General features: G+C 37.2%; 29 protein-coding genes. 23 read left to right on the forward strand and 6 right to left on the reverse strand.

What is annotated here, in order from left to right; translation table 11 throughout:
- Positions 1-8 precede the first annotated feature (8 nt).
- Positions 9-230 carry a YozE family protein gene (locus NLW78_RS04515; RefSeq protein ID WP_254495793.1) on the forward strand — a complete coding sequence of 74 codons (222 nt, stop codon included), beginning with the start codon at positions 9-11 and terminating at the stop codon, positions 228-230.
- A gap of 89 nt (positions 231-319) precedes the next feature.
- Here the strand turns inward: NLW78_RS04515 and NLW78_RS15640 are convergent, their stop codons facing one another.
- Both NLW78_RS15640 and NLW78_RS04525 read right to left on the reverse strand, forming a co-directional pair.
- Complete coding sequence (locus tag NLW78_RS15640) at positions 320-406, reverse strand: YjcZ family sporulation protein (protein ID WP_254496090.1); 87 nt, start codon at positions 404-406, stop codon at positions 320-322.
- 82 nt (positions 407-488) lie between these two features.
- The gene (locus NLW78_RS04525) at positions 489-812 is read right to left on the reverse strand and encodes a YolD-like family protein (protein ID WP_254495794.1); all 324 of its coding nucleotides are present in this window, start codon (positions 810-812) and stop codon (positions 489-491) included.
- Positions 813-912: 100 nt separating this feature from the next.
- Between NLW78_RS04525 and NLW78_RS04530 the strand changes: the two genes are divergently transcribed.
- The 5 genes from NLW78_RS04530 to msrB all read left to right on the forward strand — a co-directional run bounded on the left by NLW78_RS04530 (position 913) and on the right by msrB (position 3,858).
- Complete coding sequence (locus tag NLW78_RS04530) at positions 913-1,122, forward strand: WYL domain-containing protein (protein WP_254495795.1); 210 nt, start codon at positions 913-915, stop codon at positions 1,120-1,122.
- A 69-nt stretch (positions 1,123-1,191) separates the two neighbouring features.
- Complete coding sequence (locus NLW78_RS04535; RefSeq protein ID WP_254495796.1) at positions 1,192-1,440, forward strand: DUF2584 family protein; 249 nt, start codon at positions 1,192-1,194, stop codon at positions 1,438-1,440.
- Between the two features lie 102 nt (positions 1,441-1,542).
- On the forward strand, positions 1,543-2,208 hold the full coding sequence (locus NLW78_RS04540; RefSeq protein ID WP_254495797.1) for a uracil-DNA glycosylase: 666 nt from the start codon (positions 1,543-1,545) through the stop codon (positions 2,206-2,208).
- 91 nt (positions 2,209-2,299) lie between these two features.
- Positions 2,300-2,866: a VrrA/YqfQ family protein gene (locus NLW78_RS04545; RefSeq protein WP_254495798.1), complete on the forward strand. Its 567-nt coding sequence runs from the start codon at positions 2,300-2,302 to the stop codon at positions 2,864-2,866.
- A 29-nt stretch (positions 2,867-2,895) separates the two neighbouring features.
- A complete protein-coding gene (gene msrB / locus NLW78_RS04550; protein ID WP_254495799.1) occupies positions 2,896-3,858 on the forward strand; it encodes a peptide-methionine (R)-S-oxide reductase MsrB in 963 nt (320 codons plus the stop codon).
- Between the two features lie 34 nt (positions 3,859-3,892).
- On the opposite strand, the gene NLW78_RS04555 is transcribed toward msrB, so the two are convergent.
- Positions 3,893-4,558 (reverse strand): GNAT family N-acetyltransferase, encoded by a 666-nt coding sequence (locus tag NLW78_RS04555; protein ID WP_254495800.1) that lies wholly within the window; start codon positions 4,556-4,558, stop codon positions 3,893-3,895.
- Positions 4,559-4,673: 115 nt separating this feature from the next.
- Between NLW78_RS04555 and NLW78_RS04560 the strand changes: the two genes are divergently transcribed.
- The 4 genes from NLW78_RS04560 to NLW78_RS04575 all read left to right on the forward strand — a co-directional run bounded on the left by NLW78_RS04560 (position 4,674) and on the right by NLW78_RS04575 (position 7,298).
- Positions 4,674-5,762, forward strand: coding sequence for an AbrB family transcriptional regulator (locus NLW78_RS04560; protein ID WP_254495801.1), 1,089 nt, complete (start codon positions 4,674-4,676; stop codon positions 5,760-5,762).
- Positions 5,763-5,938: 176 nt separating this feature from the next.
- Positions 5,939-6,145, forward strand: a complete 207-nt coding sequence (locus tag NLW78_RS04565) for a DUF6501 family protein (protein WP_254495802.1) — start codon at positions 5,939-5,941, stop codon at positions 6,143-6,145.
- 54 nt (positions 6,146-6,199) lie between these two features.
- Entirely contained in the window at positions 6,200-6,913 is a 714-nt protein-coding gene (gene sfsA, locus NLW78_RS04570; RefSeq protein ID WP_254495803.1) for a DNA/RNA nuclease SfsA, read from the forward strand.
- A gap of 19 nt (positions 6,914-6,932) precedes the next feature.
- The gene (locus NLW78_RS04575) at positions 6,933-7,298 is read left to right on the forward strand and encodes a VOC family protein (RefSeq protein WP_254495804.1); all 366 of its coding nucleotides are present in this window, start codon (positions 6,933-6,935) and stop codon (positions 7,296-7,298) included.
- A 605-nt stretch (positions 7,299-7,903) separates the two neighbouring features.
- On the opposite strand, the gene NLW78_RS04580 is transcribed toward NLW78_RS04575, so the two are convergent.
- Together NLW78_RS04580 and NLW78_RS04585 are read right to left on the reverse strand one after the other, a co-directional pair.
- Positions 7,904-8,908 (reverse strand): DUF3231 family protein, encoded by a 1,005-nt coding sequence (locus NLW78_RS04580; protein WP_254495805.1) that lies wholly within the window; start codon positions 8,906-8,908, stop codon positions 7,904-7,906.
- Positions 8,909-9,481: 573 nt separating this feature from the next.
- Positions 9,482-10,663: a M14 family metallopeptidase gene (locus NLW78_RS04585; RefSeq protein ID WP_254495806.1), complete on the reverse strand. Its 1,182-nt coding sequence runs from the start codon at positions 10,661-10,663 to the stop codon at positions 9,482-9,484.
- Positions 10,664-10,838: 175 nt separating this feature from the next.
- Here NLW78_RS04585 and NLW78_RS04590 point away from each other — a divergent pair, with 175 nt between their 5' ends.
- Entirely contained in the window at positions 10,839-11,075 is a 237-nt protein-coding gene (locus NLW78_RS04590; protein ID WP_254495807.1) for a ferredoxin family protein, read from the forward strand.
- Between the two features lie 62 nt (positions 11,076-11,137).
- Here NLW78_RS04590 and NLW78_RS04595 read toward each other — a convergent pair whose 3' ends face one another.
- Positions 11,138-11,929: a histidinol-phosphatase HisJ family protein gene (locus tag NLW78_RS04595; protein WP_254495808.1), complete on the reverse strand. Its 792-nt coding sequence runs from the start codon at positions 11,927-11,929 to the stop codon at positions 11,138-11,140.
- 166 nt (positions 11,930-12,095) lie between these two features.
- Here NLW78_RS04595 and hisZ point away from each other — a divergent pair, with 166 nt between their 5' ends.
- The 12 genes from hisZ to ectB all read left to right on the forward strand — a co-directional run bounded on the left by hisZ (position 12,096) and on the right by ectB (position 25,772).
- Entirely contained in the window at positions 12,096-13,358 is a 1,263-nt protein-coding gene (hisZ, locus tag NLW78_RS04600) for an ATP phosphoribosyltransferase regulatory subunit (RefSeq protein WP_254495809.1), read from the forward strand.
- Between the two features lies 1 nt (position 13,359).
- Positions 13,360-13,983 (forward strand): ATP phosphoribosyltransferase, encoded by a 624-nt coding sequence (gene hisG / locus NLW78_RS04605; RefSeq protein WP_254495810.1) that lies wholly within the window; start codon positions 13,360-13,362, stop codon positions 13,981-13,983.
- A 17-nt stretch (positions 13,984-14,000) separates the two neighbouring features.
- On the forward strand, positions 14,001-15,296 hold the full coding sequence (gene hisD, locus NLW78_RS04610) for a histidinol dehydrogenase (RefSeq protein WP_437181944.1): 1,296 nt from the start codon (positions 14,001-14,003) through the stop codon (positions 15,294-15,296).
- A gap of 14 nt (positions 15,297-15,310) precedes the next feature.
- Positions 15,311-15,895, forward strand: coding sequence for an imidazoleglycerol-phosphate dehydratase HisB (hisB, locus tag NLW78_RS04615; protein WP_254495811.1), 585 nt, complete (start codon positions 15,311-15,313; stop codon positions 15,893-15,895).
- A 16-nt stretch (positions 15,896-15,911) separates the two neighbouring features.
- Positions 15,912-16,517 (forward strand): imidazole glycerol phosphate synthase subunit HisH, encoded by a 606-nt coding sequence (hisH, locus tag NLW78_RS04620; RefSeq protein ID WP_254495812.1) that lies wholly within the window; start codon positions 15,912-15,914, stop codon positions 16,515-16,517.
- A complete protein-coding gene (gene hisA, locus NLW78_RS04625) occupies positions 16,514-17,221 on the forward strand; it encodes a 1-(5-phosphoribosyl)-5-[(5-phosphoribosylamino)methylideneamino]imidazole-4-carboxamide isomerase (RefSeq protein WP_254495813.1) in 708 nt (235 codons plus the stop codon). Before hisH ends, hisA begins: the two co-directional genes overlap by 4 nt.
- A 2-nt stretch (positions 17,222-17,223) precedes the next feature.
- Positions 17,224-17,988: an imidazole glycerol phosphate synthase subunit HisF gene (hisF, locus tag NLW78_RS04630; protein WP_254495814.1), complete on the forward strand. Its 765-nt coding sequence runs from the start codon at positions 17,224-17,226 to the stop codon at positions 17,986-17,988.
- On the forward strand, positions 17,988-18,614 hold the full coding sequence (hisIE, locus tag NLW78_RS04635; RefSeq protein WP_254495815.1) for a bifunctional phosphoribosyl-AMP cyclohydrolase/phosphoribosyl-ATP diphosphatase HisIE: 627 nt from the start codon (positions 17,988-17,990) through the stop codon (positions 18,612-18,614). Before hisF ends, hisIE begins: the two co-directional genes overlap by 1 nt.
- 18 nt (positions 18,615-18,632) lie before the next feature.
- Positions 18,633-19,691, forward strand: coding sequence for a histidinol-phosphate transaminase (hisC, locus tag NLW78_RS04640; protein ID WP_254495816.1), 1,059 nt, complete (start codon positions 18,633-18,635; stop codon positions 19,689-19,691).
- Positions 19,692-19,791: 100 nt separating this feature from the next.
- The gene (locus NLW78_RS04645; protein WP_254495817.1) at positions 19,792-23,427 is read left to right on the forward strand and encodes a dynamin family protein; all 3,636 of its coding nucleotides are present in this window, start codon (positions 19,792-19,794) and stop codon (positions 23,425-23,427) included.
- A gap of 443 nt (positions 23,428-23,870) precedes the next feature.
- Positions 23,871-24,353, forward strand: a complete 483-nt coding sequence (gene ectA / locus NLW78_RS04650; RefSeq protein WP_254495818.1) for a diaminobutyrate acetyltransferase — start codon at positions 23,871-23,873, stop codon at positions 24,351-24,353.
- A gap of 135 nt (positions 24,354-24,488) precedes the next feature.
- Positions 24,489-25,772 carry a diaminobutyrate--2-oxoglutarate transaminase gene (ectB, locus tag NLW78_RS04655; protein ID WP_254495819.1) on the forward strand — a complete coding sequence of 428 codons (1,284 nt, stop codon included), beginning with the start codon at positions 24,489-24,491 and terminating at the stop codon, positions 25,770-25,772.
- Positions 25,773-25,779 lie beyond the last annotated feature (7 nt).

The raw sequence follows: 25,779 nt of genomic DNA on the forward strand, positions 1-25,779 counted from the left end.
GTTAAATTGTGCGTTCATTTTATCACTTTATGATGAGATATCGTGGTTCACATAAAAATTCAGAAGAAAGACGATTGGCAGACTGGATGTTTGAGGACCATGATTTTCCGAAGCAGTCAAGCTCATATGACGAGGTTAGTCGTTATTTTGAATGGAATTCACCATTTAGTGGTGCATTGCGAGTCTTCGACCACCTTTGGGATGTTTATGAGAGAGAGGAAAAAGAATAAAACAGGTTCAGTTTATAACTGAACCTGTTTTTTATTTGAAACGGTAGATTGTTTTCGGTGGTGAAAAAGTGTATCGGAGTTACACGTTTTTAGTAAACGTAAGCACTTCCAACAATGATTAACAAAATGAACAGCACGACAAGTAATACAAAACCTTGGTTATAAGTGTGTGACATTTGTTATCCCTCCTTTGCAACTTTCACTAATACCATATGTGGTCAATTGGCATAATGTTTGAGACATTCGCGGAATTTTTGCTTATTCTATGTGAATGATACTCGAAAAGGGAATCATTACGTTTTCTTTAGGAGTAGTGATTGTGAAAGTTTGCCGTTGCTCATTTATCCTTGTAATGGTTCCGGTAAAGTGTTTCGTTTCGTGTTGGTCAAATGCAGTGACTTGGACGATCGTTTTGTTGTGATATGCTTGTGCGCAAATTCGATTCATATCTTCAAGCTGCTGCTCATCAAGTAACGGCGGTTGATTTACATCATATTCGTCTGCCCACATATGTTTTAGTTTCTCAACATGTTCTGGCAACATGAGGGAAGTCCATTTTATCGTTCCTCGGTCTTTATGCATAATTCATCACCTCTTACATACATTATATACGAACATATATTCGAATTAAAGTGGATGAAAGAACATTTGTTCGTGTATAATGGTGATGGAGGTGTTTTAAATGCTTTCAAAAAATCATGCCGGGACAGAACCATTTGTCGAAATGATTTATTGTAACAAGCAAGGGGAATGGTCCAAACGTAAGGTGAAGATCATTGGCGAAAATAATCAAAAGTGGTATGGGTATTGTTATTTGCGTAAAGGATATCGCACATTTTATAAGGAACAAGTGTTGGCGATGTTTCCAGTTAGAACGAAATCATTTCCATAAGTATTACCCTCTTGTAAACGGATACACGGTAGCGTAAGATAGAGATATCAAAATTACGGAGGGGTCTGCATGTCAATACCATTAACGGTAGAATGGCGTATTATTACGAGGGGAAGAGAGCAACGGGTGAATCAGGAAGATAATACGTTTGAAATTGTTTTTGATGGCTATAAACTGTTTCCGTTAGATGAACCTATTGATATCATGCGACACGAAGATTCAGACCAAATAGGAACAGCCAAAGTAAAGAAATTAGCGATGGCTGAACAAAAGACGGTTTGTACGTACCAACTTGTTTCGTTATATAGCGTAAACTAAAATGTAGATACATTGAGCATCCCATCGAAGCGTGGTAAACTTTTACCAGACACACTGTTTGTGTCTGTTTTTATTTTGTTACGAAAGTAAGAGGGCGGTTCGATGCAATTACCAAATGATTGGCATGAAATATTGAAAGGTGAATTTCAAAAGTCTTATTTTCAAACGTTAAAATCAACATTAGAAAAAGAATACCGCAATACTACAGTATATCCAAAGGAAGAAGAAGTGTTTCAAGCTTTTCATTATACGGCTTATCACGCTACAAAAGTAGTCTTATTAGGCCAAGATCCCTATCACGGGTTGAATCAGGCACATGGATTAAGTTTCTCTGTAAGAAAGGGGGAGAAAATTCCTCCTTCATTACGTAATATATATCGGGAGTTACATGAGGACATAAACTGTCCAATCCCGAATCATGGATGTTTAGTAGATTGGGCGAAAAGAGGGGTATTATTATTAAATACTGTATTAACAGTAAGGGCTCATGAAGCGAATTCACACCAAAAAATAGGGTGGGATTTATTTACGAACGAAGTGATTCGTTTGTTAAATGAGCGAGATAAGCCAGTCGTTTTTATCTTATGGGGGAGGCAAGCCCAACAAAAGAAAGGGATGATTCACAATCATCACCATTTGATTATTGAGGCACCTCATCCAAGTCCGTTGTCTGCCCGACGAGGCTTTTTCGGTAGTCGTCCGTTCTCTAAAACAAATAATTATTTGCAATCAATAGGGGAACCAACGATAGATTGGGAAATTTCGTGATATGTACAAAATTTACATATAACCGCCTACACTTTTCTAACCGTTGTATCGTACAGTAAAGTAGCATACGTGTGAAAAGGAGGTTATGATCTTGCCCCCAAGTCGAATGAGAAACAGTCCATTTCCTATGGGAAATCATCGGCAAGCCCCAATGCGGCCACCGAGAGGACATTCACCGCACAACCCATTTCAGTTCCAGCCTATGCATCAACGTCGCCCAATCGGACCGAAGCAAGGTGGAGGGTTACTTCAACAACTGATGCAACGGTTTTCAAGTCAAGGTGGTATGAATCATCCAGGTGCTGGTGGACACATGGGGCCGGGTATGTACGGTCCAGGTGGAATTGATGGAATTATGAAAAATGCCCAACAGGCGATTAATTTGGCCCAACAAACGATTCCGATGATTCAACAGTATGGTCCGATGGTAAAAAATTTACCGACTATGGTGAAAATGTGGAAAATGTTAAATGATACAACTGAAGAATCGGTGGAAGAGAGTGAAAATTTTTCAAAAGAAATAGATGATGAAAGTAGTTTCAAAGATAGTGTAGAAAGTTCATATGATTTAGAACAGTTTTTACTAGACGAAGATTACGAAATAAAAACAAAAAGAAAGCAACGGGAAGGAATATCGAAACCGAAATTATATGTATAATATAAGCAGAAGAAGAGGGGGTAATAAATATGGCAAATGAAACTTATGCAACAGCAACCTTTGCGGGAGGCTGTTTTTGGTGTTTAGTTGAGCCTTTTGAAACTCGTCCAGGAATTAAAAGAGTGGTGTCAGGTTACACAGGCGGCCGTACAAAGAATCCAACCTACGAGGAAGTTATAACACAAGATACAGGTCATTATGAAGCTGTGCAAATTACGTACGACCCGAATGTCTTTTCATATGATGAGTTACTTGCTATATATTGGCGCCTCATAGATCCAACTGATCCAGGTGGGCAGTTTCACGATCGGGGCCCGTCATATGAAACGGCTATTTTTTATTATGATGATGAACAAAAACAAAAAGCTGAGGAATCAAAAGAGCAGTTAGAGAAAAGCGGAAAGTTTTCGAAACCAATTGTAACGAAAATATTGCCAGCGTCTACGTTTTACCCAGCAGAAGAATATCACCAACAATATTACCAAAAACAGCCTTTACACTATAAAATGTATAAAAAAGGATCAGGTCGTGAAGCGTTTATTGAACAACATTGGAACACGGAAGATGAAAAAGAAAAACTAAAAGACAAATTATCACCGATGCAATATAACGTAACCCAGGAGAATGGCACTGAGCCTCCATTTCAAAACGAGTTTTGGAATCATGAGGAAGAGGGGATTTACGTAGATATTGTATCGGGTGAACCTCTGTTTTCATCTCGGGATAAATATGACGCTGGGTGCGGGTGGCCAAGCTTCACAAAACCAATACAACTTGAACAAATCGTTGAAAAGTTTGATGATTCGTATGGAATGCGTCGCACAGAAGTTCGCAGCTCTGTAGCGGATAGTCATTTAGGTCATGTGTTTGAGGACGGTCCTGTAGAACATGGAGGACTGCGCTATTGTATTAACTCTGCAGCTTTAAAGTTTATTCCAAAAGATGAAATGGCGGAGAAAGGATATGAAAAATACTTAGTACTATTTCAATAAATAGGGGCTTCAACATTACGTTGAAGCCTTCTTTTTATGAAAAAGGGTTTTTCCATTCCATTAATAATCCATAGTGACAAGATTCCTCGTCCTCTAAATAATTCGGAACTGGTGCGACTGGTGTACGTCCGCATTTAAGTAAAAAAGTGATGACTTGGTCATAAATGTTCCCTGCGACAACTTCTTCAACGTACTGTGATGCATTGAGTGAATTTACATATTTGTGGTAATTCGGCATTCGTCCACCACCAAGTAAGCGCTCTAGTCGAAGATGAACAACAACTTCATACATAGATTGCATTAAGTGTTTCCCCAATCCTAATGAACGAAATCGTGGAGATATACAAATGTCTACAACATATAACGTGTTTCCATTAGGATTATGATTTCGTATGTAACCATTGTCGGTGATTTCTTCCCATGTATGTTCCAAATGATGCATATCAAATTCAACCATAAGTCCCGTCATAGATCCGACGATTTGTCCATCAATCTCTATACATAGAGCACCATCAGAGAATTGTTTCACATGGTTGTTTAATTGATCTTCATTCCACCATAAATCAGATGGAAATGGTGGGGGAAAAGCCTCTTTCTGCACTTGGATGAGTGCTGGAAAATCATTGATTGTATAATTGCGAATGAGCGCCTTTTTAGGTTTTTTGTTTTGTTTATCAAACACATAAAATTCCTTGTACATAAACATCCTCCTGAACAAGATAGTTTATAAGTTATACATTGTTCGGTATAATCTAAGATTATCGAAAAGTCATCAATTTTGCACTAAATTTATTTGATTGAAAGAGGTAATGTTTGTGTCATCATATATATTTCGCTTGTGCGTGTCCTTACTGTTAGGACTTATCGGTGGGGGAATATTTTACGTTTTATCTTTTCCTTTACCGTGGATATTGGGCCCGCTTTTCCTTTTAATTATTTATAAAGCATTTTCCGGAAAAACAGCAACTTCTTTAAGGTTACGCAATGTTAGTTTTGTATTATTAGGTATTCAAATCGGAACAACGTTTACGCATAATACTTTATCTATTGTAACACCGTATATTATACCGTATTTGCTGTTGGCGTTATTTTTGATTGTCATCAGTCTTGTCAGCGCATATATTTTATTACGAAAAACAACCATGGATATGGCTACCAATATGTTAGGTGCAGTACCAGGCGGACTATCGGCAATGATTGCCCTCAGCGAAGAGATGGATGGAAACACAGTCTATGTAACAATTTCGCATACGATTCGTTTATTAGCAGTGTTATTTATCGTCCCATTTTCGGCCATTCATTTTTTTGCGAATCACCAACCAACAACTAGCGGAGGTTACACGATATCAATTGAGCAAGGCCCGTTGTTTACCGTTCTTCTATACTTTCTGTTCTTTTGGATCGCGAAGTTGTGCAGTATGAAGGTGCCAGCTAGTTTTGTTATTATTCCGATGCTATGCACGGCCTTTTTTCAAATGAATGATATCCCACTGTTTCATTTACCAGCGCCTTTTTTCATTGGTTCCCAAATTATTTTAGGAGTTTATTTAGGGAATACCGTATCAATTGAAGCGCTTCGTAATGTAGGAAAATACGGACTCCTTTCTACAATTCTGGCGATTATGTTGATTGTCTTGTCTTTTGGCTTAGGGTATTTGTTTCATGTTATAACATCCATGGACATGGCCACAGCGATGTTAAGTGTAGCACCAGGCGGTTTAGTCGAGATGGCGTTAACTGCTCAAGATGTGGGAGGGGACCCTTCCGTCGTAAGTTCATTACAAGCGATACGGTTATTACTGGTAGTCGTCGTATTACCTTTCGCTTTAAAGATTTTTATACCGAAATTTCAACGGAAATATAGAAAAAAGTTGAGGTCGAACAATGTTTACGATAAAAACTAGTGAAGGAAGTGTATACGACCGTGTAATGATAAAACCTGTCGAAGGAATAAGGGTAAGGGGGCAAAGGGAAGGTATAAGAAAGTGCTAATCCTATGGTGGTTGATAAATATTATGAAAAAATATAAGATAACGATATATACATTTTAAAATGTTGGATGATATAAGGGAGTGTAATGATGATACATAAGACGTGGAATGATGCAAAAACGATAAAACAAATTAAATGTATTCATACAAATGCAAAAAAATATGTTGTGAAAAATGTGCTAACAGAAGGCAAAATTTATGATGTGAAAAATGAAACAGAAGAATTTTATTTTGTCATTGATAATACGGGCAAAATGGGCGGGTTTTTAAAAGACTACTTTGAAGAAGTGAATTAATGGAAGTAAGTCCTATCCTTTGTGGTAGGATTCTTTTTTTAGGAGGCATAACGATTGTTTATACCATTTCAAGATCAGTTATATGAGACAGTCTTTATAGAACGGGTTAATCGGTTTATTTTGTCTTGTAAATTATCCAGTAACGGAGAAGTCATTACTGTTCATTTACCAGATCCAGGACGATTAAAGGAACTACTTGTCAAGGGGAATATTGTGTATGTGTCTTACCATGAAGTCCCCCATCGAAAAACGAAATGGACAGCCCAACTAGTTAAGAAACGGGATGCTGATAGACTTGTCTCACTCCGGTCTACATTACCAAATGGATTAATAGAAGAAGCGTTAAAACAAAAGAAATTACCTGAATTTGAACCATATTCTTTTGTTCAGCGGGAGTTTACCTATGGCGGCTCAAGGTGGGATTTTCTGTTAGAAAACAATAAAGCGCCATATTTGTTAGAGGTAAAAAGTGTTACAATGGAAAAGGATGGGAAAGGTTACTTCCCTGACGCCCCAACGAAAAGGGGTACAAAACATGTCAAACATCTAACGAAAATTACTCGAGAAGGGATATATAAGACAGGCATATTGTTTGTATGTCAACGAAGTGACATTGATGAAGTACGTGTAGCTGATTGGATTGATTTACAATTTGCAGAAGCACTAGGGCAGGCTAGGGAAACAGGTGTCGATGTATATGCCCGTAGTTGTTATATATCACTAGAAGGAATTACGTTGAATCAACCTGTACCTGTCCAATTAACTTAATGCGAAGGAGAGGATGGGCATGTATCAATTTTCAGGTATTGATCATGTACAATTAGCGGCGCCAAAAGGGTGTGAGCTGGAGGCGAAACGTTTTTTTCAAGGGGTACTTGGTATGGAAGAAATCGAAAAACCTACAGAACTTCAGAAGAATGGAGGGATTTGGTTTCGTTGTGGTCATCAGCAGTTACATATAGGGGTGGAAGATCCATTTCAACCGGCAAAAAAGGCACACCCTGCATTTTATGTGAAAGACTTACAATCGCTTAGAGCACATATAAAAAAGCAAAATGTAGACGTGATTGACGATAATCGTTTACCTGGTTATAACCGCTTTTATATTTATGACCCATTTGGTAATCGGATGGAGTTCCTAGAAAAAAAGTGAGAGTAACTAAACTTAAGTAGTTCTGTTTCGGTGGAGAAACATACGAAATAGCAGCCTAATTAGCAGACCAAATCGCATATGATTTGGTCTGGTCTTTTTTCCTTGTATACCACGATTATTAGATTTTAACATGTTAATTATCATACGAAATCGCACCCCAAATAGCATAATGACAATGGCTGTTGTCAATGTGCATTTCCTATGTGAATTTGAATGTTATTTGCGATGCTGATTTTTTAAATCCAAGAAGGTAATTGTTATTTTATGTTAAAATAAATGTAGAGTTTGTGAAGGAACGCACTTAAACTAACGGGGCAGTAATGTGGAATAAGAAAGTCGTCATTCTTTAATGCGTGATAGACACATACTGCGCAACAAAGACCTTCACTTCAAAGGATTTTGTGAATGTATGTATCTAAAGTAAAGGAGCACAGTGGAGTTGAATAAGGTTTTAACCGTTAATATCCCCCCTTATGAATAAAGAAGGGGGGTTTATAAATACTTGTTTATGCTTCTCAAATAACAACTCCAACAGTCAGAACCCGGCAAGTGCAATACTTCACGTTAGTTTCTCAAAAACATTCTTGTTCATTTACAGGTACCTATTATTTATCTTTTGCAATTTCTTTTCTATTTGGGGCAAGTGGTGGCTGTTCTAACCACTTGTTTTTGGTCATAAGGTTAAACCACTCTTTTGTGACCATTAGGTTTTGTAATATGATTTTTTCATAATTCATAAGAAGGTCTGTTCGCATAGCAGATGCAAGTCCCGTTCCATGATAAGCTTGTGATGTTTGCAATAAAAATCCAATGTGATATAGCATCAACTTATCTGAAAAAGGAGCTTCTTGAGAAATGGTCACTTCTGTTTCCCAAGACATAGGAACGGGCAAATTATCTTGATGTAGGATTTTTCCTAATGACTGAATTTGCTGATCAGAAGTTTGTTGTGCCGACTGTAAAAATCTTCTTACTTCTTTAGATTGAGCCACTTGGCTAAATGCAATCGAAAGGGTTTTCTCCATAATCTTTTTTTTCATATTAAAAGAAAGTGAGATAATTTCTGTTGCTGCTATAGGTCGTTGATCTCCCAAAAAGCCATCTAAAAATTGTTGACCTAATACAAATTCAGGATTTTTTTCAGGATAAAAATAAGGATCTCTTTGGAAGTGTCCTTTTTCTAGAAGAAGTTCAATGGTTTGATGATACATTCTCTTGCCGTCATTATCACAAGAATCATAAAAATCTCTTAAATCCTTTCTTACAGAGGAACTAAGAGATGTTGTATGTCCTAGCAAGCCATGAAGGGTCATAATGTGTAAATAGTGTAAACAAAATATGTCCGAAAATAACCTTTTGGTTCCTTTATTGAGGTCTGAGTCAGTAAATCCAATTGGAACTGGAAATCCTTCGTTTTCAATGAACGTTGTAATCTGTTCTTTTTGACTAGAAAATGTCTTTATGGCATCTTCAAAAAGCGCCTTGATTTTTTCATCTTCTATGATCGATAACATATACTTGTTTACAATATCAACCATTGTTCCATTTATATATTGTCCCCACAAAGTTCCTATCTCGGCAGATGTGAGCTTTAAATTTTCTTTATCCATGTAATCACCTCATGCTCATATTTCCCTTCAAATTGGTATTTATAAGTATTGATTGTTCCATTTCTTTATTAACAAGACAAAAAAGAGACACCTCTTTGGAGGGAGGAGTCTCGGAAGGAATGATATATCTATTAAAAGAAAATGAGTTATTTTTAATATATGCTATGTGCAAATAAAAAAAACAGTCGTATCAATTAGGTGAATAAAGTAATTTTTATGTATAGTTCAATATTAAAATAATTTAAGATTGAATTTGTTATTTCAAACAAGGGGGCTAATGTTGAAGAAGAACAAGAGATCATTTGCTACGCAGTACAAAGATACTGCGCATTCAAATAACATCAATCTAACTAACTTTGTGAAAGAATGTACTTAAAGTAACGGGGGCGTTAGTTGAACAAGACAATATAAAAAATAAAACGCTTGAGTTATTTTTACCCAAGCGTTTTTGTTTACTATTTATAATGTTATTTATGGTGCTAAAAGTAGTGTGTTTTAATATGTCATATCATTTGTCATTTTAGATTTTCTCCACAGTATCGGAACTACTTAAACTAAACTACTCTCACTTTTTTATGACATATATAAACTAGCTAAAAATATGTTGCAGCATTCCTCGTAAACAGAAGGGAACTGGGAATGGGGAAGTGGACTAATACCTTTTCCCAGCTCAATCGTAAACCCTGGTTGTTCATATTGTTGAATATACCAATCTTTAAATCCTGCGTGACTGTCAACCGTTTGCACTGGTGTATACCCACTCACCCGTCCGTATTCATTGACGATTGTTTCGGCTATGACAGGCTCCTTTTCATCATATCCCCAATAAATTACTTTTCCTTGCGTATGAAAGGCAAGGACTTGGTGGAAATTCTCTTTTTCTACTAGATCGGCCATAGCTTTTGCTTCTGGTTCACATAGCGGTTTTTCCCCGGGAAAGTTTCGTGGTGCGGGATGCTTTACTTTCCGATCTTTCTCAACTTTCCACTTTGCAGGAAATTGATTGTTTAAGTCGACACCATTAATATTCGCTTTCCAACTACTAAAGTTTGTATGACCTTCATTAATATTTACCGCTTGCTCTTTAAAGTATGGGTCATGAGGTGGACCATTCAAAACAAGGTCAACACCATCTGGGTTAACCATTGGAACTACGGACAACGTTACATTTTCATAAAACTTCGATACATCAAGATCGTTCATCTTTTCTTCGTTAGTAAGAGCGAGTAGATAATCGTTCAGTGCAGTCATTATAGCTGCCGACGTAATCCATTCATTAGCGTGAAATGCTCCGTTCAAGTGTATTTTCTTTGGCCCCCTTCCAATTTTTATTTCAAAAATACTCTTTCCCATAACACTTGTGCCAATCTGTTCAATATGTATAAACGGAAAAATTGAAGTCAATAAATCGAGATCGGTTACTAATTGATGATAATCATAATGGTGCTGGTTTTTAACCGTTTTTGTACGTATACGAAATGGCAATGACCATGTAGATCCTGGGTTAATCGCTTGATTTTGATTAACAAATCTTAATATGTGTAAAGGGATATTTGCTTTATGACTTATGGAATGTTCGGTTTCTCCGCTTTTGATGATGTGTGTGTTGTTAAGGTATCCAGGGATAGATATGGATTCGCCCCCTTGTAACTCTGATGGTACATATCGATTAGCATCTTGTAACAAATGAAATGGAATATTGAATTTCTTACTTAACTGAAATAACGTTTCACCATGTGATGCAATTAACTTCATGAACAAACACTCCCATTTCGTTTGTTTTTCGAATAAATATATGAGGTTACCTTACATTTTATTGTTAGAACCTTTAAAATTATCTGTTAAAAATATAAAAAAAAAGGGTTTTTCTATGCCTATCTCTAATAATATATAGTTAGAAAAGAATTTTACTAAGGAGGGGCTTTTATTTATGGCATTTATTATTACATCACCTTGTAAAGATGAAAAAGCAGCCGAGTGTGTAGACGTATGTCCGGTTGAATGTATTGAAGAAGGAGAGGACATGTTTTATATTGATCCGGAAATTTGTATTGACTGCGGGGCATGTGAAGCCGTTTGCCCGGTAGAAGCTATCTACCACGAGGACGATGTTCCTGATGGGGAAAAAGATTATATCCAATTAAACAGAGATTTTTTCAAATCATAAGAAAAGGGGCTGAGTACAGCCCCTTCTTTAATTTATATAAACTTTCTTTTTCTTTCATGTAATTACGTAATTTTATGAAATGAAGGCTTCTGGTCTTGAAACGTTGTTACATATTTGAAACCTAAATCTTGTAAGAGAGCGACAGACTCATCATAACGGTCGTTTAGTGTATTTGGTTTGTGGGAGTCAGAACCAATGGTGATAATTTCCCCGTTCATCTCCTTATACAATTGAAGAATATCCTTGCTGGGCATAAATTGATCTAAACCATAACGGAAGCTCGACGTGTTAATTTCGATTCCTTTCCCCTCCGGAATTATAACACGGAAAATTTCTTCCATAATATCGAGAAAGTGATGAACATTATATTCATACTTATATCGTTTTACTAAATCAATGTGCCCGACAATGTTAAATTCTTTATATGTTTTTACACAGTGAAGAAGTTCACTATAATATTTTTCATAAGCTTCATGCAATGAACAATCGGTAAACAAGTTACCAGAGTGTAAATCTTTTCGGTCGGTTGTGTGCATAGAGCAAATAATAAAGTCAAAGAAATTGTTAGCAACAATTTCTTCATACTGTGGTAAAACGTGAGGCTGTACGCCTAGTTCTACGCCTTTGTAGATGTCTATATCATTTCCGTATTGTTTTTGCATGTCTTTTACTTTTTGGGCATAGCCGGTCAAGTTTAAATCGAAGTCAATCGTCGGATCCGGATAATCAATATCGATGTGTTCTGTAAAACAGATTTTTTGAATTCCCTTCTGTATAGCAGCTTCCACCATTTTCTCCATGGGGATGTTACAGTCGGCAGAGAATTCGCTGTGTACGTGATAATCAAATTTCATGGAATATTCCTCTCTTTCACTATACTATAGGTGCATTTTATTATGAATATAGTCAAAGGTAAACATGTTGACAATTCATAGTTACCATTTTACAATAAATCTAACTTTAATCAAATGAAGAGATAAAGTGTTAAATCGATAAACTAATAAAGGTTGGTGAATGGGCATGAACCATCACATTCCAGAAGGGGTATGGGACTTATACTCCTCTGATTTTGAAACGAAAGAAAATACGATTTCTCAAATTAAAACATTATTTAATCGGTTCGGATATAAACAAGTCCAAACACCGATATTTGAATATTATGAGTTATTTACAGAAACGAAGGCGACGATAGAAAAAGATCGAATGATTAAGTTAATTGATCGGGATGGCCGCATTTTAGTGTTACGACCTGATGTAACAATTCCGATTGCGAGAATGGTTGCAAATGACTATCAAGATGGAAAAGAACAATCATCCTTTAAGCTTTCATACATTACAAATGTGTTCCGAGTTAGAACCGATAAGAAAGTTCAACAAAATCGAGAATTTACTCAAGCTGGTGTTGAATTTTTCGGGCAAGAAAGCATTGACGCAGATGTAGAAGTCATTACGATGGCGATTCAGTCTTTGCAAAAGCTAGGGTTTGAAGGCTTTACAATTGATATAGGCCAGGCTAACTTTTTTAAAGAACTAATTAACGGTTCAGGATTATCTGTTGAACAATTTAACCAAGTTCGTTACTTAATCGAGCATAAAAATTTTGCTGAACTTTCCCGTCTCGTTGAAACTCTATCGATAGAAACAAACTATAGGGAAGCCATTTTAAATATTCCGTCCTTATACGGAAAAGGTGAGGAGCTATTTCGGAAAGCAGAGCAGTTCATTATGACCAAAAAGATGGAAGAAGAGTTAAATAAGTTAAGAGAAGTATACGAGCACTTAGTAGAAGATGGTTATGAACAGTTTGTCACCTTAGATTTAGGCTTAATTAATCATCTGAATTACTATACCGGAACCATCTTCCAAGGCTTTGTTCCAGAATATGGGAAGCCGATTGTGGTGGGTGGCCGCTATGATCATTTATGTAAACAATTTGGTTATGAAATTCCTGCAACTGGTTTTGGTATATACGTCGATGACTTAATCGAAGCTATGGGAATTCATCAGTTACAACCTGATCGTTTTGAGGAAAAAGCGATTCTTCTTACATTTGAACCAACATATCGGAAAGAAGCTGTAAAGACAGCGAATCTTTTACGGGAAAAAGGATTTATTGTTGAAACGACAAATATGAAAAACAATCCATATGGAAATGAAGAAGTTCCGCCGTTTTCCGTAATGATACATGTAAGTGATAAAGGATTTCAAATTGTCGATGAACAACAAAACATACAATCACTGAAATCTATAGAAAATGTCGTTGAGTTAATTAGGGGGCTGTAATGTGAACGGAGTAACAATTGCATTAGCAAAAGGAAGACTTGCAAAGAAGGCAATAGAAATATTAAACGAAGTTGATATCCATTTTTCTGATTTAACAACTGATAGTAGAAAACTTATATTTGATGATAACGACCATAAAGTTAAGGTAATCTTAGTCAAAGCCGATGATGTTGCAACATATGTAGAAAAAGGGGCTGCAGACATCGGAATTGTTGGAAAAGATACATTAATGGAAGCGAAAGCCGATGTTTATGAAGTTCTTGATTTAGGGTTCGGAAAATGTAAGTTTTCCGTTGCTGCTCAGTCGACTGATTTACCAAGCGCAAAACAAAAATTAACCGTTGCTACAAAATATCCAAACGTTGCAAAAGATTTTTATAGTAAAAAAGGGATTTATGTCGAAACGATAAAACTACACGGTTCGGTAGAGTTAGCCCCTTTAATTGGTTTGAGCGACGTAATTGTCGATATTGTCGAATCAGGACGAACATTGAAAGAAAACGGTCTGAAAGTAGTAGAAGATATCGCTGATATTAGTGCCCGGTTAATTGTAAATAAAGCCAGCTTTAAAACGAAAGTAGAAAGTACCCACGAGTTAATCGAGAAAATACGAACCACTTTATAATAAGGAGGGGCTGAATAGTGGAAATCATTAAAACAACAAATGAGGCGAACGTGGAGGAAATTATTGAAAATTTAAATAATCGCGGTGGAACATCTTTTGAAGAAACAGACCGGATTGTTACAGAAATTATTGAAACGGTAAAGCGGCAAAAGGATGAAGCATTGCGTGCCTATACGGAACAATTTGATGGTGTGAGGCTAGAACAATTACAAGTAACCGAAGAGGAATTTCATGAAGCGTTACAGCTTGTCGATCCACAGTTCCTTGATTCCTTAAGTAAAGCGGTTGAAAACATAAGAACCTACCATGAAAAGCAGGTGGAACAATCGTGGCTGACTCATAAAGGTGATGGAATTATGCTTGGTCAATTAATTCGCCCATTACAGCGAGTAGGTATTTATATTCCGGGTGGAAAGGCTGTTTACCCCTCAACTGTTCTGATGAATGCAATACCTGCACAAGTGGCAGGTGTAGAACAAATTGCGATGGTAACACCACCAGATCAAAATGGAAGAGTGAATCCATATACATTAGCAGCTGCTAAAACGGTTGGCATCAGCGAAGTATATAAAATTGGTGGAGCACAATCGATAGCAGCATTAGCATATGGAACGGAAACGATTGCACCGGTAAATAAAATTGTAGGGCCTGGTAACATCTTTGTGGCAAGGGCGAAAAAAGCGGTATTTGGCAAAGTTGATATTGATATGATTGCAGGCCCAAGCGAAATTTGTGTATTAGCAGATGAAAAGGCAAACCCTCGTTTTATAGCGGCGGATTTGTTGTCTCAGGCTGAACACGATGAATTAGCATCTGCAACTTTAGTGACAAATGATGAGGCATTAGCAAAGGCCGTTTCAACTGAAGTGACGATCCAAATGCAACGACTTGAGAGAAAGTCGATCATGGAAAAGAGTATTAAGGAGTTTGGCCGTATTTTTGTAACGGAAACGATAGAAGAGGCGTTTGATATCGTTAATGACATAGCACCTGAACATTTGCAAATTATGATCAATAAAGAATTTGAGGCACTACCAAAAGTGAAAAATGCTGGGGCTATCTTTCTCGGAAGTTTTTCCCCGGAGCCATTAGGAGACTATTTTGCCGGTCCAAACCATACATTACCGACGAATGGAACTGCAAAATTCTCATCACCACTAGGAACGTATGATTTCTTAAAACGTTCCAGTTTAATCTACTACAATGAGGAAGAGCTTAGGAAAGTCCAACATGATATCACTGCAATTGCAAATAATGAAGGATTAACAGCACACGCCAATGCGATAAATATTCGTTTTGAAAATAAGGAATAGCAAAGGGGATTATGATGCGAAAAGGAACGATTACAAGAAGCACGACGGAAACTGAAATTGAACTCGCCTTACACATTGATGGGGAAGGAAAGGGTACCATTGATACGGGGATTGGCTTTTTCGACCATATGCTAACATTGATGACAAGACATGGTTTATTAGATCTCGATGTAAAATGTAACGGTGATATAGCCGTAGACTTTCACCATTCCGTAGAGGATGTAGGTATTGCTTTAGGTAAGGCGTTTCAAGAAGCATTAGGAAATAAAGAAAGTATAACTAGATACGCAACAGTCTTTACACCAATGGATGAAGCTTTATCTATGGTTTCATTAGACATTAGTGGCCGTTCTTTTCTTCATTTTAATGCTGAAATGCCAGTGGAAAAAGTGGGCCAATTTGATACAGAATTAGTGGAAGAATTTTTCCGTGCATTCGCTAGCAATGCAGGGGTTACCCTCCATATTAACCTGCAATATGGCCGTAATGGACATCATATTATAGAATCTATTTTTAAAGGATTCGGCCGTGCATTAGATGAAGCTACACAAAAACAAGAGCGGATAGTTGGCGTACCTTCAACAAAAGGAATGCTGTAAAAAGGAGCTAATAACTATGATAGGAATCATTGATTATGGAGCAGGAAATTTAAAAAGTGTGAGTCATGCATTGGACCAGCTCGGTTTAGATCGAAAAATTATTTCAACCGAACGAGAAGTAAATGAAAGTGATGCACTCATTCTACCGGGAGTAGGTGCTTTTCGTGATGCGATGGTGAACCTGGAAAATGTAGGTCTCGTTGATGTTATTAAAGAAAATGTAACGGCAGGTAAGCCAATTCTAGGTATTTGTTTAGGGATGCAGCTGTTCTACGAAACGAGCTATGAAAACGGAAAGTGGGCTGGGCTCGGTTTATTAAAAGGAGAAGTTGTAAGATTTGAACATGACTTAAAGATTCCCCATATGGGTTGGAACCAATTGTTACGAGGGAACAATGATGAAATTGGCAACGGGATTGGGGAAGGAGAATATACGTATTTTGTTCATTCTTATTATGTAAATCCGAAAGATGAAAACGAGGTTGTATTTTGGACCGACTATGGAATCGAAGTTCCGGCGGTAGTCCGAAAAGATAACGTTGTAGGGATGCAATTTCATCCAGAGAAAAGTTCCAAAACAGGCATGAAGCTACTAAGTAATTTTGGGGAGATGGTTACATGATTATATTTCCGGCTATCGACATTCGAGACGGGAAAGCGGTCCGACTCGTACAAGGAAAATACGACCAGCAAGACACGTACGGTGATCCAGTAGAAATGGCCCGAAAATGGGTGGAAAAAGGGGCTACGTTTTTACACATCGTAGATTTAGACGGTGCCTTAGTTGGTGAAAGTAAAAATTTAACCGCCATTAAAGAAATCGCTAGTACAGTCGACGTTCCAGTACAAGTTGGTGGTGGAGTTCGCTCTATTGAAAAAATTGAAGCATTGTTGGAGAGTGGAGTGAGTCGTGTCATTCTTGGCACATCCGCTATTTTAGATGACGTATTTTTAAAAGAGGCTGTCTCAACCTTTGGTGAAAAAATTGTTGTATCTATAGATGCGAAAAAAGGTTATGTTGCCACTGATGGCTGGACGAAAACGACTGACCGAAAAGCCCTTACCTTCGGCAAGGAATTAGAAGCATTAGGTGTTAAAACAATCGTCTATACAGATATTGCAAAAGACGGTATGCTTGCAGGTCCAAATTTTGAAGAATTACAAACGATGAATGACCATCTGAACATTGATGTGATTGCATCTGGTGGTATTTCGACTATAGAAGATATCAAAACATTGCACCAATTACATTTGTATGGTGCAATCGTAGGCAAGGCCTTATATACCGGAAAAGTTGAATTAGAAGAGATATTAAAGGAAGTGTAACGATGCTAGCAAAGCGTATTGTGCCATGTTTAGATGTAAATAAAGGAAGAGTTGTAAAAGGGCAAAAGTTTGAAAATATTGTAGATGTTGCAGATCCTGTAGAATTAGCAAAGCGTTATAGTGAGCTGGGAGCAGATGAAATTGTGTATTACGATATAACAGCCTCAAATGAAGCACGTGATATATTTATTGACGTTGTTGAAATTACAGCTAAAGAAGTTCGTGTTCCGTTAACTGTTGGCGGGGGAATTCGTACGATTGAAGATTTTCGGAAAGTATTGAATGCAGGGGCTGATAAAGTTTCGGTAAATAGCGCGGCTGTAGCAGATCCACAAATTATTAAAAAGGCGGCAGAGAAGTTTGGCAGTCAATGTGTAGTTCTATCTATCGATGCTAAACAAGATGAAAATGGAAAGTGGATGGTTTACACAAATGGTGGTCGTAAAGCGACAGGCATGGATGCTGTAGCATGGGCAAAAGAAGGAGAAAAATTAGGCGCAGGGGAAATCGTTTTGAATGCAATAAATACCGATGGTGTACGCACTGGGTATAGTTTAAATATTACAAAAGAAATCGCAGAAAATGTAAAAGTACCTGTTGTTGCTTCTGGAGGTGCGGGAGTAGCTGAACATTTCTTAGAAATTTTACAAGAAGGAAAAGCCGATGCTGCATTAGCTGCATCCGTTTTCCACTACAATGAAATAGAAATGAGTTCTCTAAAAAACTATTTATTTGAAAATGGTGTAGAAGTGAGGCGTACCGTGTAATGGGATTTAATATTGAAGAAATAACTTTTAATGAGCAAGGGCTTGTACCGGCAATTGTACAAGATATTCGAAACGGGAAAGTCCTTATGCTCGCTTATATGAATGAGGAATCGATTGGGAAGACGATAGAAACAAAAACAACATGGTTTTATAGCCGAAGTCGTCAGCAACTTTGGAACAAAGGGGCAACATCAGGGAATAAGCAACTTGTACAAAAAATGAGCTATGATTGCGACGGAGATTCTATACTCATAGAAGTTGTGCCTCTTGGAAATGCCTGTCATACCGGTGAGGAAAGCTGCTTCTTTAACAACATTGAAGTAGGAACATCTACTCCGTTTAATCGTAATGTAATTCCTGAAGTATATGACCAAATAAAAGAACGTCAGGCTCACCCTAATGAAGATTCATATACAAGTTACTTATTCAGAGAGGGCCTTGATAAAATATTGAAAAAAGTTGGCGAAGAAGCCAGTGAAGTTATTATCGGTGCAAAAAATCGAGATAAAGAAGAATTGACGGCTGAACTTTCCGATTTAGTTTATCATTCACTTGTCCTTATGGTTGAACAAGGAATTTCGATTGATGATGTGAAGGAGGAGCTCGTTAAAAGGCAAGGAAAGTAAAAGAATGGAGGAATAAGGTTGAGTAAGTTTTGGAGTGACATCGTGAAAGAAACGGAACCCTATGTACCCGGTGAACAACCGAGGGATCCGGATATTATTAAACTTAATACGAATGAAAATCCATACCCTCCTTCACCGAAGGTAATTGAGGCAATCAAAAGGGAAATCGACGCTTCTCTTCGTTTATACCCAGATCCAAAGGTGGATTCGTTATTAGAAACGATTTCGGAAACGTTTGGAGTAAAAAAAGATGAAGTATTTGTAGGGAATGGATCAGATGAAGTTTTAGCCTTTGCGTTTATGGCTTTCTTCAATAAAGATCAAACGATCCGATTTCCTGATATAACGTATAGCTTTTACCCTGTTTATTCAAAGATTTTTCAAATTCCATATGAAACCGTTCCTTTGAAAGCTGATTATACAATCCCGGTGGAATCATTTTATAACAGTGAAGGTGGGGTTATCTTCCCAAATCCAAACGCCCCAACAGGAATTTTGTTATCGCTTGAGGATATAGAGGTTATTTTAAAAAATAATGAGAACAAAGTGGTCATCGTCGATGAAGCGTATATTGATTTTGGTGGAACATCAGTAACGTCACTTGTTGAAGACTATAATAATTTATTAGTAATCCAAACTTTATCAAAATCCCGCTCTTTGGCAGGTCTTCGTGTCGGTTTTGCGATTGGGAGCCAAGAATTAATTGAAGGGTTAAATCGCGTGAAGAACTCTTTTAATTCTTATACAATTGACCGTCTTGCACTTGTTGGTGCAAAAGCAGCAATAGAGGATGAGTCATATTTTGCGAAAACCCGAAACACTATAATCGAAACAAGGCAATGGGTTGGAGAACAGTTACGGCAGCTGGGATTTACTGTACTTCCATCTCAAGCTAATTTTTTATTTGCTCAACATGAGAATGCGAAAACTCTATATGAACAATTAAAGGATAAGGGGATTTATGTACGGTACTTTGAAAAAGAAAGAATCAACCAATTTTTACGCATAACCGTTGGTACCGATGAAGAAATGAAGACATTCATTCATTCTTTACAACACATATTACGAAAAGAATAGAAAATGATTTCTATTCTTTTTTTATGTAACGAATCTCTGTTAAAAAATCATATTTTTCAGTAAAATAATGAGTAATGTTACCTCGTGAGGAGTTTTCAAAATGAAACCAGATATAAAAGAGTCTCAATCAACTGAGCTGACGTTACAACGATTACTATCTTTATATAGGTTGCTACAAGAAGAAGGAAGTGAACAACTTCCAAAAGTCGCTGACCTTATTGAAAAGGCACTAAATAAAGAACTGGTACTTGGTTTTGCAGGTCATTTTTCCGCTGGGAAGTCTACCATGATCAATGATGCTTTAGGACAGCAAATCCTACCTTCGAGTCCGATTCCAACAAGTGCTAATCTTGTAAAAGTAAAAACAAGTCCAAAAGAGTATGCACGAATATTTTACCGTTACGAAGATCCAGTTCAGTATAAAGCCCCATATGATATCGAAGCTATTCAACAAATGTGTCGCGACGGTGATGCGATAGAAGCAATTGAAATAAGTAAACACGATTTGTCTATCCCAGAACATGTAACGTTGCTCGATACACCAGGTATTGATTCATCAAATGATGCAGATCGGGTTATCACGGAATCTGGCCTACATATTGTTGATGTGTTGTTTTATGTAATGGATTATAATCACGTTCAATCAGAAGTGAATTTAGCCTTTCTTAAGGAAATGGGTGAAAAGAATAAACCTTTTTATGTAGTGATCAACCAGATTGATAAACATGAAGAGAAAGAGTTATCATTTCAATCGTTCCAGCAAAGTGTACAGGATACTTTTCAAAAGTGGAAAATTAAACCAGAACAAATTTTCTATACAACGTTAAAAGACAAAAATCATCGACACAATCAGTTTTCTAACGTCAAAAAGGTGATTCACCAAGTTATGTTAGAACAATCAAAACTGATTAAAGATACAGTTCACCATTCAGCAAAAGCGATTGTTGAGGAACATGTAAACAGTATATCTAAGGATTATGACGAAGAAAGGACAACATTAGAAGAGAAAATTGAACAACTAGAAACAGAGCTATCCTCGTTTAACAACGAACCTGAACATGAAGGGGTTGTTGTAAATGCTAAAGAAGCCGAAAAAAGATTCAAACATGACTTACGAGATTTGTTTAAAAATGCTTACTTAATGCCATACGAAAATCGGGAAAAAGCGAGAGAATACCTGGTTTCAGCACAATCAAATTTCAAAACGGGTATTCTCTTTGCGAAGAAGAAAACGGAAGCAGAAAGATCAAGACGTCTTTTTGAGTTCCATTCATCATTAATGGAAACAGCGAAAACACAAGTTGAGGCACACATACGTGAATTATTAACCAAATATATGCGCTATTATGACGTGCAACACGATGACTTATTCCGAAAGATCCAAGGATTGTCTGTCTCATATGAGATGGATCGATTACGTGATCTCGTCAAATCAGGGGCAGAGGTTACAGGTGATTATGTTCTTGTATATTGTGAAGACGTTGCAAATGATCTGAAACAAATGTATCGACAAGAAGCGACAAAAATTTGGGATTCGATTTTTTTGTCGATTCAACACCATGTTAAACGGTTATCCCAGCAGCAAAAACATGAAGAGCAGAAACAACATGAGCTTGCTCACATGCAAAAAGCACGTAAGCAGATTGACGATAAGGTGCAATCGATAAAAGAACATTTGTTGTCTACATTGTCTAGTGACCATCCACAAGTTGATGAACAGAAAAGTAATGAGATTATTCAAGCCATCAGAAAGAAAAGAGAGAATATCAGAACTGAAGTACTACCTGTAAATAGGGATTTGGAGAACGAAAGAGAATACGAGGTGCAAATAGACACAAAAACAACATCATTTCATGACGTTAAAGTGTCTGCAGAAGAAGTGATGAAAAAGCTTGATCAAGCAGCCAATATTCTACAACCCCTAACCGGCTTCCAAAACGTAGCTGCTGACTTTATAAATCGGAAAGATAGGTTACAAAACCGACATTATACAATTGCTCTGTTTGGTGCTTTTAGCGCAGGGAAGACGTCCTTTGCAAATGCTCTACTCGGTGAGGCCTTACTGCCTGTTTCACCAAATCCGACGACGGCGACAGTGAATAAAATTAGCCCCCCAAATGACAAACATCGTCACGGAACAGCCTTAGTTCAGTTAAAGAGTGAACAAGAGTTAATTGAAAATATAAAAGATGTAACCTTAAGTGATATATCGTTTCATTCATTACAGGAATGCGTTGATTGGTTAAAGAAAAAAAACGAAGGAAAAGCTGACACTGTTCACCAGTCTTTTATTGAGGCACTGATTCAAGGTTATGCGTCAATGCGTGAGTTAATAGGGAAGCGCACTGTCATTCGTAGAGATGAATTGGCAGACTATATTGTGAAAGAAGATATAGCATGTTATGTGGAATGGATAGAATTATTTTATGATTGTCCGTTTACCCGAAAAGGGATTACGCTAGTCGACACACCAGGAGCAGATTCTATTAATGCGAGACATACAGATGTAGCATTTGACTACATTAAAAATGCTGACGCTATTTTATTTGTGACGTATTACAATCATGCTTTTTCACAGGCTGATCGAGAGTTTTTATTACAGCTTGGTCGTGTAAAAGATATATTTGCATTAGATAAGATGTTTTTTATTTTGAATGCAGCTGATTTAGCTAAAGATGAAGATGAACTTCGCGCAGTAGAGACATATCTACAAAGTCATTTGTTACAATATGGAATTCAACAGCCCAAAACGTACCCTCTATCAAGTAAATTGGCATTGGAAGAAAAAGCATCGAATCAAAGCATGAACTCAAGAATAAAACGTTTTGAACAAGATTTTAATTCATTTTTAGATGAAGATTTAACACAATTATTTATCCAATCTGCGTTGCGAGACATGAAGAATGTGACTGAAGTTTTAGACGACTACATTCAATTTGCTTCCGTTGACCAACAAGAAAAAGATAAACAAATACAAGGGCATAAAACAAGGGAAAAATCGTTGCATGACATGATTTGGGAAATGCCGACAGACCCTTACGTAAAATCATCATTACATGAGATAGATGAACTGGTATTTTATATTAGGCAACGAACTTTTTTACGGTTTTCCGACATGTATAAGGAAACGTTCCACCCTGGTCAGATTAAGTCTAATGGAAGAAAAGGAAAACTAGAGTTACAAGAAGCGTTACAATCTTTAATCTACAAATTGAATCTACATTTATACCATGAATTGCAGGCAACTTCTTTACGAATTGAAAATCATTTAAGTAAAGTAATGGAGCAGTTTGCAGATGATCTCGTAAGGAAATGTTCAGAAATCACGTCATTTCACGCTTTTCCATCTATTAGTGAGGAGACTTATGAAACCCCTGAGATTCCTCATAATTTAGTGAAAGACAGCGATGGGCAGTTAACAAAACCACTTTCACTTTTTAAAAACACGAAATCGTTTTTTGAACAAAATGAGAAGGAAATTATGAAGGATGAATTGCAAAAGCTGTTGGATCCAATTATACAGGAAGTGCTAGAAGAGCAAGCAGGTATATTACAGCAATACTATTTACCAATGTGGCGTGAAAAAGTAAAAGGTATAAAGGTTAAGTATACTGAAGCGATCGCTGAATACTATAAAGGATTAGAGTACACTTTAACTGATGAAACGTATTTGACGGCTCTAAAAAGATCACGAAAACAAATACATGCTGTTTTAAGCGGAACAGAGGGAAAATAGTCATAATCGGACAGGGATATAGGACAAAAGGCGGGTTTAGGCATGCTAAGCCCGTTTTTTTTATATTTTTTTATTTTTTTTATACCAATGGAAGAAGTGGTCTAAAGCACTGATACATAAACGTTTTTAGCAATTGCTGGTAATTAATTGAACTATCAAATTTTTTCAATTTGTCCGAAAACTTAACAATACGGTAGCATTTGGTAAGACTAACGCTCTTAGTGAACGCCATTCCATCTAAAGCCGATTAATCAGGTTTAATCAGCATTAATCTTGTTTGCGTAATGTTTCCACACCACCTATTATTAAAATTGTATTTCGACGGACGCCACAACGCTGATGAAAAGGGTTGAGAGCAAACGTCGTTAAAAACGTAAAAATACAGAATTTTAAAGGAGGAACGAAACATTATTAGTCAAATTGCAACCGCACCTTCACGAACAATGAATACGGTTACGTTTGAAAAGCCGACAGTAGAAGATGGCGCGGCAATGTGGGAATTAGTGAACAATACAACATTGGATACGAACTCCCCATATAAGTACATTATGATGTGTGAGTTTTTTGCAGAGACTTGTGTTGTTGCCAAAGAAAATAATAAGCTTGTTGGCTTTGTTACCGCTTTTATCCCTCCAGAACGCCCGGACGTCGTTTTCGTATGGCAAGTAGGAGTGGATGCTTCACAACGGGGAAAAGGATTAGCTTCGCAACTTTTATTGCATATCTTAAATCGTGATGTTTGTTCGAATGTCAAGTTTTTAGAAGCAACTGTGACACCTTCCAATAAGGCTTCACAGACCTTATTCCGCCGTTTAGCTCAAAAATTATCTACAGAGTGTGAAGTGTCTGAATGTTTTGCCGAAAATTTATTCCCAGGAAACGACCACGAGAAAGAGTTAACTTTTCGTGTAGGGCCAATCCAATAAGAAGATATTAACTTCACAATGAAATAACGTTAGTGGATGAATTGTAACAAATGATCCAGATAAAGGGATTTAACAATACCTTTCAATACCCATACGGCGTATAGGTATTAAATTTAAAGGAGGAAAAACAAGTCAATGAGTAAAACGGATATGAAAGTCTTTGAAAAGTTAGAATCCGAGGTACGTAGTTATTGCCGAAGCTTCCCGACAGTATTTAAAAAAGCAAAAGGCTATAAATTATGGGATGAAGATGGAACAGAGTATATCGATTTCTTTTCCGGAGCAGGAGCATTGAACTATGGACACAACGATGAAACATTAAAGTCAAAATTAGTAGAATACATTTTAAGTGATGGAATTACACATTCACTTGATATGGCTACAACACCAAAAGCGGAGTTTCTGCAAACATTTCATGATGTCATACTAAAACCGAGAAAACTGGATTATAAAGTAATGTTCCCTGGACCAACAGGTACAAATACAGTAGAAAGTGCTTTAAAGCTCGCCCGAAAAGCAACCGGTCGTACGGAAGTTATTAGCTTTACGAATGGTTTCCATGGTATGACAATTGGTTCTTTAGCCGTGACCGGTAACTCCATGAAACGTAAGGGCGCAGGAATTCCATTAACAAACGCTGTCACGATGCCATACGATAACTTTATTGAAGAAGAGGAAGAACTGGATACATTAGATTATCTTGAAAAGTTTTTAGAAGGTGGAGGAAGTGGTGTTGAAATTCCAGCTGCCATGATCCTGGAAACAGTACAAGGAGAAGGTGGAATTAACGCGGCACGACTTGAATGGCTGAAGCGTGTAGAGGAGATTTGTAAAAAGTGGGAAATTCTTCTCATTATTGATGATGTGCAAGCCGGAGTAGGCCGTACTGGAACATTCTTCAGTTTTGAAGAAGCAGGAATTAAACCAGACATAGTATGTCTTTCTAAATCAATTGGTGGATATGGACTTCCATTTGCCATCACATTATTCCGTCCAGACTTAGATATTTGGGCACCTGGTGAACATAACGGTACCTTCCGTGGAAATAACCACGCTTTTGTAACAGCTACAGCGGCTCTATCATACTGGAAAGATGACCGTTTAGAAAAATCGATCAAAGAAAAATCGAAGCGCATTTACGCTTTCCTTGAGGAACTCGTTTCGAAATATCCTGAATTAAAAGGAAAGGTTAAAGGTCGAGGCTTTATGGTAGGAATTTCATCGGAAGTAGATGGGTTGTCAGAGCAAGTTGCAGCGGAAGCGTTTAAGCGTGGACTCATTATGGAGACCTCAGGCCCTAAAGACGAAGTATTTAAATTGTTCCCACCAATCAACATTGATGATGAAGGATTAAATAAAGGGTTAGAAATTTTAGAACAAAGTGTTAAAAGTGTAGTAAAAGAACCAGTAACACAGTAAGAGAAAT

This window comes from Salirhabdus salicampi, from assembly GCF_024259515.1.
In the GTDB taxonomy this organism is placed as follows: domain Bacteria; phylum Bacillota; class Bacilli; order Bacillales; family Alkalibacillaceae; genus Salirhabdus_A; species Salirhabdus_A salicampi.

Excerpts from the sequence above, each read along its gene's own strand:
- hisIE (WP_254495815.1), top strand. The coding sequence starts at position 17,988 with ATGGGATTTAATATTGAAGAAATAACTTTTAATGAGCAAGGGCTTGTA.
- NLW78_RS04590 (WP_254495807.1), top strand. The coding sequence starts at position 10,839 with ATGGCATTTATTATTACATCACCTTGTAAAGATGAAAAAGCAGCCGAG.
- NLW78_RS04565 (WP_254495802.1), top strand. The coding sequence starts at position 5,939 with ATGATACATAAGACGTGGAATGATGCAAAAACGATAAAACAAATTAAA.
- ectB (WP_254495819.1), top strand. The coding sequence starts at position 24,489 with ATGAGTAAAACGGATATGAAAGTCTTTGAAAAGTTAGAATCCGAGGTA.
- NLW78_RS04525 (WP_254495794.1), bottom strand. The coding sequence starts at position 812 with ATGCATAAAGACCGAGGAACGATAAAATGGACTTCCCTCATGTTGCCA.
- NLW78_RS04555 (WP_254495800.1), bottom strand. The coding sequence starts at position 4,558 with ATGTACAAGGAATTTTATGTGTTTGATAAACAAAACAAAAAACCTAAA.
- hisZ (WP_254495809.1), top strand. The coding sequence starts at position 12,096 with ATGAACCATCACATTCCAGAAGGGGTATGGGACTTATACTCCTCTGAT.
- NLW78_RS04585 (WP_254495806.1), bottom strand. The coding sequence starts at position 10,663 with ATGAAGTTAATTGCATCACATGGTGAAACGTTATTTCAGTTAAGTAAG.
- NLW78_RS15640 (WP_254496090.1), bottom strand. The coding sequence starts at position 406 with ATGTCACACACTTATAACCAAGGTTTTGTATTACTTGTCGTGCTGTTC.
- NLW78_RS04540 (WP_254495797.1), top strand. The coding sequence starts at position 1,543 with ATGCAATTACCAAATGATTGGCATGAAATATTGAAAGGTGAATTTCAA.
- hisH (WP_254495812.1), top strand. The coding sequence starts at position 15,912 with ATGATAGGAATCATTGATTATGGAGCAGGAAATTTAAAAAGTGTGAGT.
- NLW78_RS04530 (WP_254495795.1), top strand. The coding sequence starts at position 913 with ATGCTTTCAAAAAATCATGCCGGGACAGAACCATTTGTCGAAATGATT.
- hisB (WP_254495811.1), top strand. The coding sequence starts at position 15,311 with ATGCGAAAAGGAACGATTACAAGAAGCACGACGGAAACTGAAATTGAA.
- ectA (WP_254495818.1), top strand. The coding sequence starts at position 23,871 with ATGAATACGGTTACGTTTGAAAAGCCGACAGTAGAAGATGGCGCGGCA.
- NLW78_RS04595 (WP_254495808.1), bottom strand. The coding sequence starts at position 11,929 with ATGAAATTTGATTATCACGTACACAGCGAATTCTCTGCCGACTGTAAC.
- NLW78_RS04645 (WP_254495817.1), top strand. The coding sequence starts at position 19,792 with ATGAAACCAGATATAAAAGAGTCTCAATCAACTGAGCTGACGTTACAA.
- hisF (WP_254495814.1), top strand. The coding sequence starts at position 17,224 with ATGCTAGCAAAGCGTATTGTGCCATGTTTAGATGTAAATAAAGGAAGA.
- msrB (WP_254495799.1), top strand. The coding sequence starts at position 2,896 with ATGGCAAATGAAACTTATGCAACAGCAACCTTTGCGGGAGGCTGTTTT.
- NLW78_RS04535 (WP_254495796.1), top strand. The coding sequence starts at position 1,192 with ATGTCAATACCATTAACGGTAGAATGGCGTATTATTACGAGGGGAAGA.
- NLW78_RS04575 (WP_254495804.1), top strand. The coding sequence starts at position 6,933 with ATGTATCAATTTTCAGGTATTGATCATGTACAATTAGCGGCGCCAAAA.
- hisA (WP_254495813.1), top strand. The coding sequence starts at position 16,514 with ATGATTATATTTCCGGCTATCGACATTCGAGACGGGAAAGCGGTCCGA.
- NLW78_RS04580 (WP_254495805.1), bottom strand. The coding sequence starts at position 8,908 with ATGGATAAAGAAAATTTAAAGCTCACATCTGCCGAGATAGGAACTTTG.